Source organism: Burkholderia sp. AU45274, from assembly GCF_030482505.1.
GTDB lineage: Bacteria > Pseudomonadota > Gammaproteobacteria > Burkholderiales > Burkholderiaceae > Burkholderia.
This window is the reverse complement of record NZ_JAUJQE010000016.1, coordinates 40,421-58,952: the sequence shown is the minus strand read 5'-3', so window position 1 is coordinate 58,952 and position 18,532 is coordinate 40,421. Positions and strand designations below refer to the sequence as shown.

The 18,532-nt window shown below is 62.4% G+C and carries 13 protein-coding genes and 1 pseudogene; 8 read left to right on the top strand and 6 right to left on the bottom strand.

Annotation, left to right across the window (positions count from 1 at the left end):
• Window positions 1–74: 74 nt before the first annotated feature.
• The gene (locus QZM35_RS34605; RefSeq protein ID WP_301777601.1) at window positions 75–665 is read left to right on the top strand and encodes a nitrogen fixation protein NifQ; all 591 of its coding nucleotides are present in this window, start codon (window positions 75–77) and stop codon (window positions 663–665) included.
• Window positions 666–773: 108 nt separating this feature from the next.
• Here the strand turns inward: QZM35_RS34605 and QZM35_RS34600 are convergent, their stop codons facing one another.
• Entirely contained in the window at window positions 774–1,835 is a 1,062-nt protein-coding gene (locus tag QZM35_RS34600) for a DMT family transporter (protein WP_301777600.1), read from the bottom strand.
• A gap of 501 nt (window positions 1,836–2,336) precedes the next feature.
• The gene (locus QZM35_RS34595; RefSeq protein ID WP_301777618.1) at window positions 2,337–3,002 is read right to left on the bottom strand and encodes a ProQ/FinO family protein; all 666 of its coding nucleotides are present in this window, start codon (window positions 3,000–3,002) and stop codon (window positions 2,337–2,339) included.
• A gap of 730 nt (window positions 3,003–3,732) precedes the next feature.
• Here QZM35_RS34595 and QZM35_RS34590 point away from each other — a divergent pair.
• Window positions 3,733–4,317, top strand: a complete 585-nt coding sequence (locus tag QZM35_RS34590) for a DUF2889 domain-containing protein (RefSeq protein ID WP_089430028.1) — start codon at window positions 3,733–3,735, stop codon at window positions 4,315–4,317.
• Between the two features lie 118 nt (window positions 4,318–4,435).
• Here the strand turns inward: QZM35_RS34590 and QZM35_RS34585 are convergent, their stop codons facing one another.
• Window positions 4,436–4,927 (bottom strand): flavodoxin family protein, encoded by a 492-nt coding sequence (locus tag QZM35_RS34585; protein WP_124578689.1) that lies wholly within the window; start codon window positions 4,925–4,927, stop codon window positions 4,436–4,438.
• A gap of 193 nt (window positions 4,928–5,120) precedes the next feature.
• The gene (locus tag QZM35_RS34580; protein WP_301777599.1) at window positions 5,121–5,774 is read right to left on the bottom strand and encodes a TetR/AcrR family transcriptional regulator; all 654 of its coding nucleotides are present in this window, start codon (window positions 5,772–5,774) and stop codon (window positions 5,121–5,123) included.
• An 83-nt stretch (window positions 5,775–5,857) separates the two neighbouring features.
• Here QZM35_RS34580 and QZM35_RS34575 point away from each other — a divergent pair.
• From QZM35_RS34575 to QZM35_RS34560, 4 genes and pseudogenes are all read left to right on the top strand, one after another.
• A pseudogene (locus QZM35_RS34575) lies at window positions 5,858–6,979 on the top strand (MBL fold metallo-hydrolase); the annotation flags it as partial.
• Between the two features lie 124 nt (window positions 6,980–7,103).
• Window positions 7,104–8,120: an AraC family transcriptional regulator gene (locus tag QZM35_RS34570; protein ID WP_301777598.1), complete on the top strand. Its 1,017-nt coding sequence runs from the start codon at window positions 7,104–7,106 to the stop codon at window positions 8,118–8,120.
• A gap of 1,804 nt (window positions 8,121–9,924) precedes the next feature.
• Window positions 9,925–10,620, top strand: a complete 696-nt coding sequence (locus tag QZM35_RS34565) for a ParA family protein (protein WP_011350423.1) — start codon at window positions 9,925–9,927, stop codon at window positions 10,618–10,620.
• Complete coding sequence (locus tag QZM35_RS34560; RefSeq protein ID WP_089430034.1) at window positions 10,613–11,644, top strand: ParB/RepB/Spo0J family partition protein; 1,032 nt, start codon at window positions 10,613–10,615, stop codon at window positions 11,642–11,644. The genes QZM35_RS34565 and QZM35_RS34560 overlap by 8 nt, the downstream gene beginning before the upstream one ends.
• A 95-nt stretch (window positions 11,645–11,739) precedes the next feature.
• Here QZM35_RS34560 and QZM35_RS34555 read toward each other — a convergent pair whose 3' ends face one another.
• Complete coding sequence (locus QZM35_RS34555; protein ID WP_039369202.1) at window positions 11,740–13,056, bottom strand: replication initiation protein; 1,317 nt, start codon at window positions 13,054–13,056, stop codon at window positions 11,740–11,742.
• Window positions 13,057–15,661: 2,605 nt separating this feature from the next.
• On the opposite strand from QZM35_RS34555, the gene QZM35_RS34550 reads away from it, so the two are divergent.
• Window positions 15,662–15,970, top strand: coding sequence for a hypothetical protein (locus QZM35_RS34550; protein ID WP_046547226.1), 309 nt, complete (start codon window positions 15,662–15,664; stop codon window positions 15,968–15,970).
• 179 nt (window positions 15,971–16,149) lie between these two features.
• Here the strand turns inward: QZM35_RS34550 and gcvA are convergent, their stop codons facing one another.
• Window positions 16,150–17,055 carry a transcriptional regulator GcvA gene (gene gcvA / locus QZM35_RS34545; RefSeq protein ID WP_089430035.1) on the bottom strand — a complete coding sequence of 302 codons (906 nt, stop codon included), beginning with the start codon at window positions 17,053–17,055 and terminating at the stop codon, window positions 16,150–16,152.
• A 139-nt stretch (window positions 17,056–17,194) separates the two neighbouring features.
• Between gcvA and QZM35_RS34540 the strand changes: the two genes are divergently transcribed.
• Window positions 17,195–18,493, top strand: a complete 1,299-nt coding sequence (locus tag QZM35_RS34540) for an adenylosuccinate synthase (RefSeq protein ID WP_089433977.1) — start codon at window positions 17,195–17,197, stop codon at window positions 18,491–18,493.
• The last annotated feature ends 39 nt before the right edge of the window (window positions 18,494–18,532 follow it).

Genomic DNA, 18,532 nt, shown 5'->3' with positions numbered 1-18,532 from the left:
ATCGCGATGGCGAGCCGTTTGGCACGGCGCATTCACACGAATCGCGCCGTGCGGCTGCCGGTCGGATGCATGCGATGACAACCGCGTTCGATCACGTTCGGCAACGGGCGCTGCAGTCGTTGCTGTCCGCGGCGGCCAGTGCCGACACACCCGATGCACGCCTGTTCGGCGCACTCGTTGCGGCACGCGCGCGCCGCAATGAACTCGGGCTGCTCGGCCTGTCTCGTCGCCAACTGGCCGGCCTGCTGACGCGGCAGTTTCCGCACCTGCCTGCGGCCGAGGTCGCAGCGCTCGCGCCAACGGCCGCGACGGCCGTGCTGCCATCCACTCACGCGGCGTTCGTCATCACGCTGCACACGCGGCTGATGAACGACGCGAATCCCGCCGCCGACCGCGACGACGCCGGCTGTCTCGCGTCGATCATCGCGCACGCCTGCCTTCGCCCCGATCATCTGTGGCGCGATCTCGGGCTCGACGGGCGCGACGCGGTATCCGCGATGCTCGATCGCTATTTCCCCGCGCTTGCCGCGCGCAACGTCGCTCACCTGCGCTGGAAGAAATTCCTCGCACAGGAAGTGGCCGCCTCGCTCGATGTGCCGCCCGGCCCCGCCCCCGGGTGCCCGGGCTGCGAGGATTTCGGCTTCTGCTTTCCTCACGCGCGATAACCACCACGGCTGCGTGGCCGCCCATTCGAGTCGTCGCATCGCCATCCGGAGAAACCGCCCCATAAACGGTTACCTTGCACACCGTATCGCCTGCTGTTCATGACGCGGTCAATGCCGGTGCCGGTGATGAATGTCCGGAAAATGCGCATGGCTGTGCGTGATCGGCAGATGCACATGCGGATGCGTGTGCGGCTCGTTGCCGTCGTACGCAAAATCGTGCGCGTGCTGGTGATGTTCGTCGTGCCGATGCCGATGCGTGTGCTCGAGTGGCTCGTGCGTGTGCGTGTGTTCATGCCGTTCGCGAACGTGCAGCCAGATCCCGAGCGCCATCAGCACGGCCGCGATCCAGAACGTCGCGGGCGGCGGCGCGGGCCAGATCAGCAGCGACAGCACGACGCCGAACAGCGGCGCGATCGAGAAATATGCGCCCGTGCGCGCGCTGCCGAGATGACGCAGTGCGACGACGAACAGCACGAGGCTGATCCCGTAGCCGCCGAGCCCCGTCAGCATCGCGGCAGCCGTGACCGGGACAGCCGGCAGCGTCGTGCCGGTCGCCAGCGCGATGCCGATGTTCACGGGGCCGGCGATCAGCCCCTTCGCGCACGCGATGACCATCGCATCGTTTGCGGCCACCTTGCGGGTCAGGTTGTTGTCGACCGCCCAGCACAGGCATGCACCGACGATCAGCAACGCGCCGACCGGCACGCCTGCCTGGCCCGGCGTCCACGACAGCAGCGTGCCGCCGGCGACGATCGCGACCATTCCGAGGAACACCTGCGAATCCACGTTCTCGCGAAACACGACCCACGCGATGACAGCCGTCAGCACGCCCTCGAGATTGAGCAGCAACGCACTCGTCGCGGCTGGCGTGCTCGACAGCCCGAGCATCAGCAAAGCCGGCCCGGCCACTCCGCCCGCCGCAATCGCGCCGGCCAGCCACGGCAGGTCTGCACGCTGCAGCGGCGCGGCGCCTGCGGTCGTTGCATGCCGGTTGTGCAGGCGACGAAGCAGGATCCCGATACCGAGCCCGACACCGCTGCCGAGATAGAACAGGCCAGCGACCATGAACGGCGACATCGCGCCGATCAGCGCCTTGGCGAGCGGTGTCGCGGCGCCGAACAGCGCGGCAGCGGTGAGCGCGACGAGAATCGCGGAATGTCTCGAGTGCATGATCCGGTTCGAATTGACGTTGAAAGGCGCTGGTCGTCGCAGCGGGTTGCGTCGCGGTGGGCTTTTCGACCCTTTCGCAATGTAAGCTGCATTGCAGCCGGCCAGCTTGCGCGCAACCTGGCGACCTCGACGCGATTATCGCGCGTCGTCATGTCACGATGACCGAGTGCGATCGTCCACGCGCCAGTCGATGGCTTCGACATGCCGCTATTTTAGGAAAACGAATTAATCGAACGAAGCGTTGCCGTGTTCGGTGTAGGCGTACCGTTCATGCGCAAACGACAAAGTCGAAACAACGCGCGCGCGGCATCGATCGGCGAACTTTCTTCGTCCGGTCGCGTGGTCTGTTCGAGGTGGGATAGGTGAGAGCCCGGCACGTCGAGCACCGGTGGGAGCAGTCCTGACCTGCCTCGGTCGAGGCAGGCCAGTCTGTCGGGTCATTCACCGCAGGCGATGTGCCTGCGGGACGGCGCCGTGCGGTATGCAGCGGCGCGGTGCGGATTACGCGTTTCCGGCCGTTTGCTGCTCGACCTGCGGCGCTGCGTCGGCTTGCGCTTCCACGTTTGCCGCTTGCGGCTCGGCGGCGGCCTCGGCCTGCTGCTCTGCCTTCGGCTGCTGCGGCGCGCCCTTGGCCGATTGCCCCGCGCCCTTGTTGCCGGGGCGACGAGCCTTCAGGCGGCGTGCCCGAGCCGCATCGTCATGCGTGACGCGCCCTGCTTCGTTACCCTGCAGATCGACCCGCACGGCGTCTTCGACGAGGCACGACCAGTAACGGTTGCCACGGCACCACGTCGACATCGCTTCACGCAGTTCGGCTTCGCTGAGCCCGACGGCCTGTGCTTCACGTGCGAGGTCGTCCCAGATACCGACCTTGAGCGGCACTTTGGGGGCCGGATTCTTCGGGAACGCACGCGGAAACTTACGCTGCAGTTTGCCGATCGCAACGATGACCGGATCGACCGGCGCCGCCGGCTTCGCCGAAGCCGGCTTCGCGCGGTGCGCCGCTTTGCCGCCGGCCGCAGCCGGCTTGGCGCCACGCTGCGGCTGGTCGCCGGACTTCGGCTTCGCGCCGGTGTCCGCCGGCGCTGCCGGCCGCTTCGCGTTGCGCTCCTGCTTGGCCTTCGCTGCGAGCTGCGCCCGCAATTCGGCAAGTTGTTCAAAACCCATAAATTCAATCCACCAGGAATATAAGGTGTGGTTCGTGCGGTCATGCCGCGCGGCGCACAAGCTTCGCCGCCATGCGTGCGACCCGTCTGCCGCCGATGCGGAACACTACGGGGCCGCATCGCGCACGCCACTCTGTTTTCAGGCACCCGGCCACGATGCCGGACAAGGCAGGAGTGGAAGTATACCGGTACGCGCGGCGGCCGGTTGACTCACTGGTCTGCGTTAGCCCGATTCGGGGTACCGGAAATGCGTCCATGCGGTCGTGTTGCGCATTATATGGATACGTTTCCGGAAGTCACGCCGTTCACTCTCGTTAGCGGAAATCGTGGCCATTTTCCGTGCTGCGATTGCCCCGGCGGCACCGGTCGACGCCCGACACGTGGTATTCCGCCTCGGGACGTCGAACGCGATCCCGCCGCACCGGTGCGTCGCGGGCCCGGGCTGCGATTCTGCATCCCGGGCAGCGGCGTCGGCTGCGTGCAAATCAACGATCACCGCGATGGAGCGGCGCAAGTGCCGTACCTATTCGACAGCATCGGTGCCCGCACACGACTCGTTGCGTCCGCATCCATCCCGTGGCGCACGAAGAGGCTGAAAAGTGCGTAGTATGGCCGGATCGATATCGTCGGCAGCGTACCCCAGCCGGTTTCGCCGAGCCCCACCGGCGAGCCGCCGATATCCCGCTTGCCTGCCAAAAGAACGAACCGGTTGTACGAAACGGAGCAGAGACATGGTTCCCCCACACGACATCCCGCACGACGGCATCACGCGCGAGGAGATTCACCATCGGCAAATCGACATGCGCGGCTATCGGCGCAGCGACGGCCGGTTCGAAGTGACGGCCTGCCTCGCGGACCGCAAAACCTTTGATTTCACGCCGCCGGGCGGCACGCGGACGGTCGCTGCGCTGTCGCCGATCCACGACCTCGGCGTGACGCTGGTCTTCGACGCCGACATGGTCGTCCGCGCCGTGTCCACGTTCCTCCGGTCGCATCCGTATGCGCAGTGCCCGGGCGGCGGCGACTCGCTGCAGGCGCTCGTCGGACTGAGCATCGGCGCGGGCTGGAACAGCGAGATTCGCAAGCGCCTGCCGTCCTGCGATACGTGCACGCACCTGAAGGAGTTGCTCGGCCCGATCGCCACCACGGCCTATCAGACGATGGTCGGCATGCGGAAGTCGTCGCTCGAGGCGCGCGACAGCGACGGAAAACCGCTCAAGATCGACAGTTGCCATGCCTATGGCGCATCGCGCGATCTCGTGAAACGTCTTTGGCCCGAATATCACCGGCCTTCCGAGGCGGCAAAGGGCGGCTAAGGGCCGGGCATTCGGCCAGCCCCGTAGCCCGCACGATCGGTGCTGCTCGAGAACGCGCGCGTCGCGTGCACAAACGTGCGTCGACCGGTCATCGCAGTCGCAGTTGCAGCGCTGGCGATCAAAAAACGCCCAGCGAGAGTCCCGCTGCAAGACCGGCGCCCAATTCGGCGCAGCGCGCGAGATCGTCGCCGTCGATCGTCTTCGCCGCGAGGATGCGTTCCGGCGTCTGCGCGTGCGTACAGACGATCAGGCCCGGCGCCACGTTCTTCAACCGCCATCCGGTCGCGATCCGGTCGATCTGGCGCAGCGCGTTCTGCCCGTCGCTTCCCGCGCAGATCATCACCGCATACGGGCGGCCGTTCACGCGATCGAGCGCCGCGTAGTAGCAGCGGTCGAAGAAATCCTTCATCAGCCCGGACATTGCCGCGAGATTCTCCGGCGTGGCGAACAGATAGGCGTCGGCGGCCAGTACGTCGTCCGCGCTCGTCGCGTCGGCGCGCTGCAGCCTCACGTCGACGCCGGTTTGCTCGCGCGCAGCGCCGGCGGCCGCTTCGGCCATCTGTTGCGTGCCTCCGGTCATCGTGTGATAGACGATCAACAGCGTCTTCATTCGTCGTGACTCACGTTCGGTTCAGGTGCGCTGACGGCATCGCCGATTTCCGCTGAATGGCCGGAGATCCGATGAAGCAGTCCCGCATTCGCTTTCGCGGATCTGCCGGTTTGCCGGCGCGTCGTTGCGAAGCACGTTCCGATCATGCACGTTGCGTCAGGTTCGATTCGCACAAGTTCGACCGTATACACGATCAGTCCGTTACGCCGCGCGACGCGTCGGTATGTTCCGGCTGCGCGTAGTACGCGAGAAACATGTCGGCCGCGGATTCAGCGACTTTCTGTTGCTCCGGCTCCGCCAGCGGCGGCTGGCCCATCGTTATCTGCGGCCAGAACGCGAATGCCTTCACGACACCGTGCAACTGATGCGCGGCAAACACCGGATCGGTGACCGACAGGCGGACGGCCGCCGCGGCCGTCCGCACCCAGACCGTCATGTCTTCCTCGCGTTCGCCGAGGCGCTCGACCATGTCACGCGCACGTTCCGGCGAATGGATGGCCGCACCGATCGCGACGCGTGCGAGCGACAGAAATGCCTCGTCGCTGAGCAGGCGCATTTTGCGATCCAGCAATGCGAGCAATTGCTCGCGCAGCGGCACATCGGCACGATAGGTTGGCGAACTGCCTGTCCGCGTTGCATCCCACAATTTTTGCAGGATGGCGGCGAACAACGTTTCCTTGCCCGGGAAGTGGTTATAGACCGTGCGTTTCGACACGTCCGCACGCGCGGCGATGCGGTCCATGCTGGTCGCGTCGTAACCCGACGCGAGAAATTCCTCGATGGCCGCGTCGACGATGGCCGCGCGCTTTCGATCGGTCAAGCGCTGAGGGGGAGTGCTGGTGTCCATTCAGAAATTTTACACCGGGCAGTTTACTTATCCCAAAAATAAACTACACTGTTTAGTGTACTTTATCCTCCGGACGAACCGACATGGCATCGCCTCTCGTTTTGATTCATCGCATTCTGGGTTTTGCGGCCGCCCGGCGCGGCCGCGCGCTGTCTGGCGGCTCGCCGCAGCACAATGGCGAGCGTTTCAGCAATGTCGCGCCCCGTCCGGTCGAGGGGTTGGGCAAAACGCTCGGGATCGCCTGGAACGTGCTGTTCAACAAGCCGCGCAATACCGTGCCCGCAGGGCAGTTCCCCGTCGATTCGTTGACGCGCGCGGAGCTCGACGCGGCCCCCGATCGCAGCCTGTACCGGCTTGGCCATTCGACGCTGCTGCTCAAGCTGCGCGGCGAATTCTGGCTGACCGATCCCGTGTTCGCCGAGCGCGCGTCGCCGTTTCGGCGCGTCGGCCCGAAGCGCTTCCATGCGCCGCCGATCGCGCTTGAAGATCTTCCGCCGCTGCGCGGCGTGATCCTGTCGCACGATCACTACGATCATCTCGACCGCGACACGGTGCTCGCGCTCGCGGCCACCACCGGCGTGTTCGTGACGACGCTGGGGGTCGGCGACCGCCTGATCGAATGGGGCATCGACGCGAAGAAAGTCCGCCAGCTCGACTGGTGGCAAAGCGTCGACGTGGCCGGCCTGACGCTGACCGCGACACCTGCCCAGCACTTTTCCGGGCGCAGCCTGTTCGACGGCAACAGCACGCTGTGGGCGTCCTGGGTCATCGTCGACGACGACTTGCGCGTGTTCTTCAGCGGCGACACCGGCTACTTCGACGGGTTCCGGACGATCGGCGAGCGCCTCGGGCCGTTCGATGTCACGCTGATCGAAACAGGCGCATACGACGCGCAATGGCCGTATGTGCACATGCAGCCGGAAGAGACCGTGCAGGCGCACATCGATTTGCGCGGACGCTGGCTGGTCCCGATTCACAACGGCACGTTCGATCTCGCGATGCATCGCTGGCAGGAACCGTTCGAGCGCGTCACGGCACTGGCGATCGTGCGAGGCGTCGATCTGTCGACGCCCAGGATGGGCGAGCGCCTCGCACTCGACGAACCGCATCGCGGCGAGCGGTGGTGGCGCACGGTCGACGAGCGCGTGACCTCCGTTGCCACGAAATCGCGCCGCTGGACGCTTTGCGCGTCGCAGGCCACGAAGAACCCGCCGATCGTTGTACATTTTTCCCGGAGCGCGGCGCTGCCGCGACTCCGGCAGGCGCGTTGCCGGCGTACCCGCACGTCGACGGGCTGTCTGTAGACCCGATTACCTGAGTAGAGAAGTCATGCATCCGGCACCCGTCCGATACGCACCCGGCCACCCCGTCGACGACGCCACCCTCGCCGCATTCAACCCCGTTGCCTCCCGATCGACGAGCCGCAGCCGGGAGAACGACCTGCGGCAGACGCTCGCAGAGCGTGTCGCGAGATGGACGAAAGACGTCGATCACCTCACCACGGCCATTCCGAACCTGAGCCTCCATCGAAGGGAGGTGACAACGCAGCCGATGGATTGCATGGTCGAGCCGAGCTTCGGTCTCGTCGTCCAGGGCACGAAGCGGCTCATTCAGAGCGGCGATGTGTATCTCTGCGACGCCAACCGCTTTCTGATCACGTCCCTCGACTTGCCCGGTTCGACGCAGGTCATCGAAGCCAGCCGCGAAAGGCCGTTTCTCGGAATCGGGCTCAAGCTTGATTTTCGCGTCATGGCTGAACTGATGGCGCAGGTCGCAGCGGATCACGACGAAGCCCCGGCAGGCCGCGGCCTCGTCGTCGGCGATATGAACGAACCTCTCTACGACGCGGTGAATCGCTTGCTAGCGTTGCTGGATGATCCGAACGCCATCGCAGTTCTCGCACCGTACGTCGAGCGGGAAATCTATTACCGGCTACTGACGAGCGACCAGGGTGCCCGTCTGCGTCAGATTGCGTCCGCCGGCAGTCAGGGCAACCGCGTGTCGCGGGCGATCCAATGGTTGCGGACCCATTACGACGAGTCGCTTCGGGTCGACGATCTGGCGGCGCAGGTACAAATGAGCAGTTCGACCTTCCACCACCACTTCCGCCAGCTCACCGGCATGAGTCCGCTGCAGTACCAGAAATGGATACGGCTCAATGAGGCGCGTCGACTGATGTTGTCCGAGCGGCTCGACGCCGCGTCGGCCTCGTTCAGGGTCGGATATGCGAGCCCGACTCAGTTCAATCGCGAATACAGCCGGCTGTTCGGCAATTCTCCGCGGAGAGATATCGATAGCCTGCGAAGCGGAGCAGATGTCGTTCTTTCGGTAGCGGCGACGTATTGATCATCGGAACGGCACCGGAGATGTGAGATGCCGCGTTTGGTGGTATCCGCAGAATGCTTGGGTCGCCCCCTTCACGCGTGAAGGGGGCGACCCGCTTGAGCCCGACGCGCGCAGCGAGATGCGCGCTTGTTGTTTTCCCCAAATTGATTGCTCGGCAGCCAGCCGCGAATTCAAATTGGGTATCGAGCGGTGCGTGGGCGCCTCGCGGCGGCGGACCTGTATCCGAAATCGCAAGTATTCATCGGCTAGAGGCAGTCGTCTCCTGCCGACCTCTTGAATTGATGAGGGACTTTGCCGTCTCCGCAACCAAGTCGTCTCAGTGCCCTCCGGAGGCTCGGCCATAAACTCTGCAGTGTGGGGAGTGTCGCGCCATGCTGCGAACCACCGATGTGCGCGGTGAGCGTGTGCGTTGTCACGTGACAACTCTCGCTGATAGATCGGCGCAGACACCCAAGAAGGCGCTCGACGCCTTGTCGAGATGCATCTGATTCGCCTCGTTCGATTTATCTCGGCATCAGATCGACTGATTTCGTTTTGAATACCACAAATTACGTATCATCGATTACACATCGAGTCTTGCTCACACCGCCCCTGGCTCGAAGATTGCGAAATGGCCATACGCCCCTATTTACAGGGTTGATCTCGGCGATTTTGCGTGAAACAACATGAAGAATATAGCGCAACCCACTGCCAGATAAGGATTTCCGCGAACATCGAATTTCTTGGAAATGTTTCACGATCCGTCCCGTTTGAGTTGTGATGTGGCCATCAACACTGAAGTTCGTCGCAAACCGAAGCCACATTTGCATAGCTGGCGCGCAAAGGCCCCGGAACTCGAGGGTACGCGCGGCAAAGCCCGCACCCTCCCCTTCCGTACGACACTCTCGCAATGTTGACCCGACCACTCCAATTAAATGGGGCCATATCATTGGCGTCCATGACACTCACTCGTGGGCGCGACCCAGCAAGCTGACCGGCGTCTTTCCTCTCGCACGTGACTGCAAATAGTGAGCGATGTAGCCTCCGCGTCTGCAGACCTATTGATGACTAAGGCTCTTCGACATAGGTGCCCCGCCCGACATACGGCGCAGCGCGACGCTTCGTCACGCAAGCTCCCCGATACAACGCTTCAGTTGTCACGTGACAACGCCCCAGTCAACTCATCCAGGAAACTGCAATTGCGACGACATCGCGATGCGAATCTCTCCTTTGGCGATCCAACCGCTCACGCTCTATGAAGTTCGATCAAAACTCGTCCGGAGGGGCGACTCGGCACCGACGCGACCTCCCGCTCCGAACCGATTGTCACGTGACAACTCATCGCACGAGAAGCGGTCATGCCAAAAAACTGCACCAGATTTCGAACGTCGAATGATCTCGCCATAGCTTTAAGTGCAGTCGAAGGAGAGATTTCCTGGCGCCGGATTACGTCGAGAAGGAACAAATGCCTGCTACTTGTCACGTGACAACCGAGTTCCCTTGCGACGCCTATGAAGTGACTACCGGAAACCGTGGCGATTTTTACCGCGAACACCGCGACCTCGAGGTTCTCGTCTCCATTTGCCAACACTGCCGTCGACATTAGGATTGATCGAAGTTTCGCTCGAGCTTCGTACTTACTTTTCAATCTCGGTCGTCAATTTTATTTTTACTCGACCGTCAATCGCGAATGACTCATTAGCCATTCGGCCCACTTGTCACGTGACAACCACACCGATCCTTAAGGCATACATCGCGTCGAAGGCTTTTCTGGACATTTCGACAATAACTGCATATATTACGCAAAACTCCGAGGAGGAATTTAATGGCTTTCAAGATCGCCGTCAGTAATCAAAAAGGTGGGACTGGAAAGACAACCATCTCCGTCAATATCGCGGCTGCGTTCGAAGCCGGCGGCAACAAGGTCGCCCTGATCGATGCCGACCCTCAAGGCACGTCCGTCCGGTGGGTGACGAGTGGCGAGAACACGCTGCCGATGACGGTTCTCTCTCTGGCTCCTGCCGGTCGCGGCATCGGCGGCGAGATCAAGAAGCAGGACGCGAACTTCGACGTGATCGTTGTCGACTGTCCTGGCAACCTCGAAGACCCGCGAATCGCCTCCGTGCTCGAGGTCGCCGACTTCTGCCTCGTGCCGCTGTCACCGTCGCCAGCCGACCTCTACAGCACGGTCGCGATGATCCGCATGATCGAGTCGATGCGGTCCGTTCGTAACCCGAATCTTTCTTCCGCATTAATGCTGAATAGTGTTAATGGAAAAACTAAAATGCGTGAAGAAATTTTAAAAATTCTACGTGCTGAAGAAATAGGGGAGCATCTGCTCGACAGCCAGATCGCGCAGCGCGAGGTCTACCGTCAGACGTTTGCGCTCGGCACCACGATCCATCACCACAATCGCTATCTGAAGGGCCTGAAAGAAGCCCGTGCGGAAATCGAAAAGCTGGTCACGGAAATGGCCCAATACATCGCGTCGACGCGCGCTACCGGAGCCGCCCATGGCTAAGGACACATCGAAAGACAAGAAGCCGACCGGCAACCTGCATCTCGCAGCCGGCCTGCTGCGCGGACTCGCGCAGGAGAATGCGGCGCTCGAAACGCGGCTGCCCGAACCGGCAGCTGCACCGAACGTCGTCAGCGAAGCGGCACCCGCCGGCGCTCCGGCCGCGGCCACGCCGGCCAGCACACCGGATCTTGGCGCGCCCCAGAAGGTATTGGTCAAGGATTGCATTCCGAACCCGTTCAACCCGCGCGTGTTCTACTCGGAGTCGAGCCTGCACGAGCTCGCCCTGACACTGAAACGGGAAGGGCAGATCGAGCCGATCAAGGTTACGCGGCTCCCGGAGTTTCCCGGCAAGCTCGTGGTGATCGACGGGCAACGCCGGCTCCGCGCGACGAGCATCAACGGCGATGAAACCATCAACGCCACGTTCCGCACGGATCATACGCCTGAGCAGCTCTACACGATCGCGTATCGCGCGAACCACGACCACGAACGCCAGACGATCTTCGACGATGCGGTCGCGTGGAAGCGTCTCCTCGACGAGAAAGTCTTTTCCGACCAGAACACGCTGGCGGAAAAGATCGGCAAGGACAAGGCATCGATCAGCAAGACGCTGTCGCTCAACGCACTCCCGAACACACTGCTGGAACGGATGGCGAGCGCGAACGACGTGGTCGGCCTGCAGGCGGCGTACTTCCTGAAGCTGATCTTCGAACGCCTGGGCGAGCCGACTGCCGACCGGCTGTTGACGGCCGTGATCGACCGGAAAAAGTCGGTTCGTGATCTGGAGAATTTCCTGCGTGCGCAAAGCGACGGCAGCAAGAAAGCGGGACGTACGCGTTACAGCGTTCGCCATGACTTCGCGCTCGAATCGCGAGCGATCGGCCAGTTGAAAACCTATCCGGACGGACGTCTGGATCTGCAGCTCAAGGGCGTCGACGCATCGCATCAGGAAGCGCTCGCCGACAAGCTCAAGACCGTCATCGACGCGTACGTTGCCGAACTGGCAACGGCCACGCAACAGTAACGCGCGAAAAGCAGAAGACCTCGCATCCGCGTAGCACCGCGAAGCCGGACGACGACGTCCGGCGCGCGACGCACATCCGGCTGCGAGGCCTTCGTTCAGTTGCCGGCGAGACTGCTTTTCAGCAGGAATTCCAGCAAGTCGTCCGAGGTCGGTTCGCCCCATGTATCCAGTGCGAGCCACCGGAAGAAGCTGGTCTGCGCGAGCTTGCTCGCCTTCTTCTTCGGGGACAGCGTCAGGTCCTTCGAGCCTGCCACCGTCTCGTTGTAACGCTCGATCAGCTTGGTCTGGTCGTCGATCTCCAGTTCGCGGAAGTACGCGCCGGCTTCCTCGACTTTCGCCGCCAGATATTTGTCGCGAATCTGTTCCTGCTTGCTCTGCGCGGATTCCTTCGCCGGGGCCGCCGCTTCCGTTCCCTGCCCGTCGGACAGCGTGTAGCCGTGCGTCAACGCCTTGCGGAAATACGCGGCCACGTTGTCGACCGGAGCCGCATTCTTCTTCGTAGTCCGATTGAGCGTATAGGCAATCGCCGCCTTGATGCGCTGCACGCCATATTGCGTGATCAGCCGGCGCGCTTCCGAGCGCGGGATGCCGAACTTGGCGACCTCCTCGACCAGCGCTTCGTTCTTGACGTCGCCATCCTCCACCGTATCGGTGCTCTGCTTGCGCGTCACCTTGAACTGAACCGCCTCCACGCTCCGGCCGGACTTATGTTCGATCAACTCGAGCGTGTGATCCGAAACTTCGTTCACCTCCTGAATGCACGGCACCAGGACCTTGCTCTTGAACAGCTTGTATTCCTTGTACGACTGCGACGCCTTGTCCTGGCCGAGAATGAGGTCACGAAATTTCGGCAGCGGGATCTTCGCGGTGATGCCGATCCCCTCGTAGCGCACCGTGTTTTCCCACAACGCGAGCGAGTGCGACCGCCGGAACTCGCGGGCGATCCGCATATCGATCAGTGCGTAGATCTCGGGGTTGAGCAACTCGCTGCGAATCTGGTCGGAGAAGCTGTACTTCAGCACCGATTGCTCGAGCTCCGCGCCGGCGAGCAGGCCCGACGCTTTCCAGACGGTCGACCGATCCGCGGCCAGATAGTCCCAGTTGACGACAGTACTGATCAGCGAATTGACCGTGTCCTTCACGTACTTCGTATTGTTGCTGTTCAACCCGCTCTCGTGCGAAAGCGACGCAAGCGAAATCGAAAAGCTCGTCCGGCCTGGCTCGAACGCCTCCTGTCGAAGCGCGTTCTTGATCAGCGAGCTGAACATCTTGCGCTGCTGCAGGCCGATCTTTCCGGACTTGGGCGCGATATGAATCGCCTGGACCGCCTTGCGCAGCAAGTCGGGAGGCTCGGGTGTCTGAAACAGTGAAACCTGTTTGTCTGAGCCTTTGCTTGCGGGCTTGCGCGGCATCGTAATGTCCGGATAAGGTGACCTTGTTGAGAGCGGACTTTATACCTTTTCGCGCCGCGGAGCAACGTCCTTGTTCCGGCTTTACTTGCACTATCTCCGCTAACCTGCAGATATAAAAGGAAAATTCACAATCAGAAGTTATGTGCGGAACCCCATATCCAGCTACCTTTCGACAAAAATGCTTCCCACAAGCCGCTACCTTTCATGCCCGGACGTGGAAACCCGGCATGAGATTTGCCCTTGGCAAGGTAACCATCCATGGGAAGCAAATGAGGAGAATCGGGATCATTGGGGAAATTCGTGGTGCCCTGCAGCACAGACCGACTTTCTTCCCATAACTTGCTACCTTCACCAATTCCCACAGGAGGGTACCTTTTGACAGGCTCCGGCCGCGTTGGCTGCGTTGATTTCAGCGCTGAAGGCAACCATCGCCCCCATAAACGGCAACCCATTGCTTTCCCCATAAAAGGTTACCTGTCGATCCCATCGATCCTGTCCATGGGAGCCAGCCGCGGGAAATCCTGGAGAAAGGCAATCGAGCAGTCCCAAATGTGACCCATAACTGGCTACCTTTGAGGTGCCCCATAACCGGCTACCTGAGAAAAATCACTGTGCGAGGCGGCGGTCCACGGATCCCGAAAGGCGACCCATAAAAGGCTACCTACCAGCATCCCCATAGACGGCTACCCAATGCGTTTCCGGGCCGATTTCCCATAACCGGGTACGCTTGCCCCATATCCACAACCCCGATTCCCCACAACGGGGTACCCGAATCCCCAAATCCACAGACCTTTACTCCCAATCCCTTACACCTGTGCCCCCATAAATGGGTACCGAACACCCCTCAAACCCTTGTCAGGTAAGGCTGAGAGCCGTCTAAAAGTAGTTAAAGAAGTAAACGTGGTTTACAAAAGATGTAAACACACGTGCGTCTCTGCAGAAAGACGAACCCCATAAACCGCTACCAATGGGAGCCGTCTATGGTGTTGCCGGCATCTCAAACCATCGATTCACACCTGGAAACAGTGACTTGGCGCCCTGTTCTACACAGGCTCCAGGCCCGACAAGGCTTCCGAAAGAGGTGAGTACCCACTCACATGAGCCTGAAAAGTAGAAACCTATGGGAGAAAAACGGGAAGAAAGCCCCGCTTCCAGGCACAGGTTCCCATTTATGGGATCAAAAAAGCGGCTTCGTGAACTCGACGGCGCCCGTTGTCGACGCGCAAAGCAGACCGACGATCCGGAAACATGAATCTCTCTGGCTTCGTTCACAGCAGTTTCAAATCATCCCGGACGGCAGCCGAAGGGTTTTTTTGCACTCACGCTTCGCTGTCCATGGACAAGTTTTTCCGTTCGCCCGCGCGCGTCTCTCGTCAAATTTAGCCTGTGGACTGTGTACAGAGGAAATAGACGCCGTTCGCTTGGCTGTCTCTGTGGTCGTCCAACTTTCTACCTTTGGAGCCACCAACCGAATTTCGATGCTGTGCGCCACGGTCGCAAGGAGAGGCCCTGGAACGGCTTCCCGCAGACGAATTGGTTGCCCGCACTGTCGACACGCATCGTCGGCTTCTGGGTCGATCTAGGGCACGTCGCGAACCAACGTGAAGATGCGCGCGACCACGAAGCTCACCGCAATCGAATTCGAGCGATGATCCCGAACATGCTCACCTTCCGATAGCTTCGCATCCTGTAAAAGCTCACCAACCAGGCAAGGCCACAGGAATCGGCATGCTGTGCAGGCACCGACACCCGTCTGGATGGCGGGCAACCCAAGCTGCGGAATGAAAAGCCTGTGACTCGCGCACGTTGTGCGATGCGTTCCTGAGCAGAATCGGACGGGCCACAAGCGTGGCCGCGACATCGCAACCCAACGTGCCACGGTCACCAGACGAGCGCCGCGACATCAGTGCGGCACCGTCGGCGCAGCCGTGAAGTGAATGCCTCCGATGTCTTCACCGCACGCAATGTGTTCACACCATTCGTCATACGGACCACAGGCCCGCGCGGTGACGCGTTGTACCGGTTCAGGTAACGCTTGGCATCACAGTGCGGCGATGGGTTGCCGGATCGAATGCTGCGCGCCGTGGCGATGCAATCGTGCATGCCTTGATCGCTGCAAAACCGAATCGTGGTCGTTTATGGGAGGAACCGCCGCTTGAGCCGCGTCGACCGGCAACGCGGCACACAGTTCGACTGCTGATGCTGTGATCGCGACTGGCTTGATAACAGTCACATCAGACGTGAGCATGCCGGCGACACCACCTATGAAACAGTCCTGGGTATTTCACCTCGCACTGTGCCGCGCGTACATCGCCCATCCTCGTCGCTGAATCGCGGGGACATCGACCGCTTCCTGTCGCCGCCGCAGCGCGATCGGCACACGCATCGATACGTGCGACACAGTTCGTCCTGTCCGTGACAGTCGACCGGCGTCCACGTTTTCTCCCATACGTGTATCCCCAATTCCGTTCTCACGTTGGCGCCACATTTTTCGCGGCGCGGTTATGATGCACAGGTCCCGAACGCGGCATGACAACCGATCGGGGCAGGGGCGGTATCTCGATGGTCTTTCAATCCGTGATAAACCAGATAAGAGAGTTCAGCGATGCAAATCCAGATCAGAAAACTCACGCTGGCTGCTACCGCAGCCGCGTTCCTGTTCGGCTCGGCAGTTCCTGCGTTTGCGCAGACCGACGCCAGCGCCCCCGCGGCACAGGACGCGAAGGCAGCGAAGAGCCAGGCACGCAAGGCGGCCCGGGCCCAACGCAAGGCAGAGCACAAGGCAGCGCGCGCGAAGAACAACGCCGAGCTGAAGAAACTCGAAGACGCCGGTTACAAGCCCGCGGCCAATGATCCGAACTATCCGCAGAACCTGCAGAACGCGGAGAAGAAAGCCGCCGGCGCTAGTCAGTAAGCGCCGGCCGGCGGCAAGCCACGGTTCGATCCGCGGCTTGCCACGTGCGTCGCGGCTCCGCGGCGCACAACGAAAACAGCATTCCCGGCACCGACGAAGGCAAACGCGATCCAGGCGCTTGCGTTATTTGTTTCGCATTCCTGTATGTCTTGGCGCATGCGCTCCGCACACCGACACAGTCAGTTCCGCACGCCTGGCGCGGCCGTATTTCCCGCCACCTTCAACCATTCCTTGAATGCCCGCACCGCGTCGTCGTTCGCGCGTGCCGAGGCCACGTACGTGAAGTAGCGCCACGGCGGCAGTGCCGGTTCGCTGAACGGCTGTACCAGCCGACCTTCTGCGATGTCGTCCGCGACGAGCGCGATCGGTCCCATCGCGACGCCGAGGCCGTCGAGCGCGCCTTGCAGCGTCAGGTAGAAGTGCTCGAGCGTCAGCGAGTGGCGCGGCACGAGATTCGGCTGTCCGGCTGCCGCGAGCCATTCAGGCCACATGCCGGGATAGGTGGCGGCGTGCAGCAGCGTGAAGCCGGCCAGATCGGCAGGCGCATGCAACGGCCGGCCCTCCAGCAGCTTCGGCGCACACACCGGCAGCCGTACTTCGGACAGGAATTCCTCGGCAATGTAACCGTCGATGGCCTGCGGGCCGCCGCGAACGATCAGGTCGACCTTGTCGCGCAGTTTGTCGATCGGCTCGTTCGACGTCGACAGCCGCACCTCGATGGCCGGATGGGCGACCTGGAACGACGACAGCTTCGGCACCAGCCAGCGCAACGAAAACGTCGCGGGTGCGCTTACGCGCAACACGCGCTGCTGCACATGGCCGAAATGCTGCGCGGTGGCGAGCGCGATTCGGTCGAACGACGCGCCGACCTCGGCGAGATACGCGCGGCCCGAGTCGGTCAACTCGACCCGCCGGTTATGGCGTTCGAACAGCGGCCGCCCGAGCCAGGCTTCCAGCTGTTGCACGTGCCGGCTGATCGCGCCGTGGGTAACGCACAGTTCGTCCGCGGCCAGCGTGAAGCTGCCGAGGCGCGCGGCGGCTTCGAACGCACGCAGCGAATTCAGCGGAGGGAGTCGTCGGGCCATTGCATCGTTCGTGTGAGTTTTACTCACACGATGGTTCAGGTTTAATCGTTTGATCGGGTACTCAAGCTCCCCCAATATGGTACACAAACGTCCGGCTCGGCCGAACGATTGTCTGAATTTCTCACATGGAGTGCGGAGCATGCCGAACGTGGTGGTCGTGGGCGCCCAATGGGGCGACGAAGGTAAGGGGCGCGTCGTGGACTGGCTGGCGGCACAGGCCGATCTCGTTGCACGCTACAACGGCGGCCACAACGCGGGTCATACGCTGGTCGTGGGCGGCAAGACGTACAAGCTCGCGCTGCTGCCGAGCGGTGTCGTGCGCGGCAAGCGCGGCGTGATCGGCAACGGCGTGGCGCTCGATCCGGAAGCGCTGCTCGCGGAAATCGGGCGGATGGCCGAGCTCGGGCTGCCGGTGACGCCGGATAACCTGTCGATTGCCGAGAACGCAACGCTGGTGCTGCCGATCCACCGCGCGATCGACCAGGCTCAGGAGCGTCTGCGCCGCGAGCCGATCGGCACCACGCTGCGCGGGATCGGGCCGGCCTACGAGGACAAGGTCGGGCGTCGCGGGCTGCGGGTCGGCGATCTCGCGGAACCGGGCCAGCTCGCCGCCAAACTGGATGTGCTCGTCGACCATCACAACGCGTGGTTCCGCGGCCTGGGGCTCGACGAATATTCCCGTGAAGCGATGCTGGCGACGCTGGTCGACCTTGCGCCGCGGATCCTGCCGTTCGTGCGCCCCGTCTGGGCCGATCTCAACGACGCGACCGACCGCGGCGAGCGCATCCTGTTCGAAGGGTCTCAAGCCGTGATGCTGGATATCGACTGGGGCACGTACCCGTTCGTGACGTCGTCCGGCACCGTTGCCTCGGCGGCGGCGGCCGGTACAGGGCTCGGTGCGTCGAAGCTCGGCCACGTGCTGGGCGTCACGAAGGCGTATGCGACGCGGGTCGGCGGCGGCCCGTTCCTCACCGAGCTGTCCGACGCGACCGGCGAAACGCTGCGTGCGCGCGGGCAGGAGTTCGGCGTGAATACCGGCCGGCCGCGCCGCTGCGGATGGCTCGACGCCGCGCAGTTGCGTCAGGCCGTCAGGATCTCGGGCATCGATTCGCTGGCGCTCACCAAGCTCGACGTGCTCGACGGTTTCGAGTCGATCGAGCTGTGCGTCGGCTACGAACTCGATGGTGTGCGGGTCGATCATCTGCCGGCGAGCCTCGATGCGCAGTCGCGAGCGAAACCCGTGTACGAGCGGTTCGACGGCTGGCGCGGCACCGTGAAGGGGGTACGTGAACGTGCGGCGCTGCCGCGCGCCGCGCAGGATTTCATTGCGCGCGTCGAAGCGGTCGCCGGCGCACCGGTATCGATGATCACGACCGGCGCGGAGCGCGACGACACGATCGTGTTGCGTAATCCGTTCGATGCGGCCGCCGGGGCTTAGTACGTCATCCATGCCGTGAATCGCGCGGCGGCATTGGGG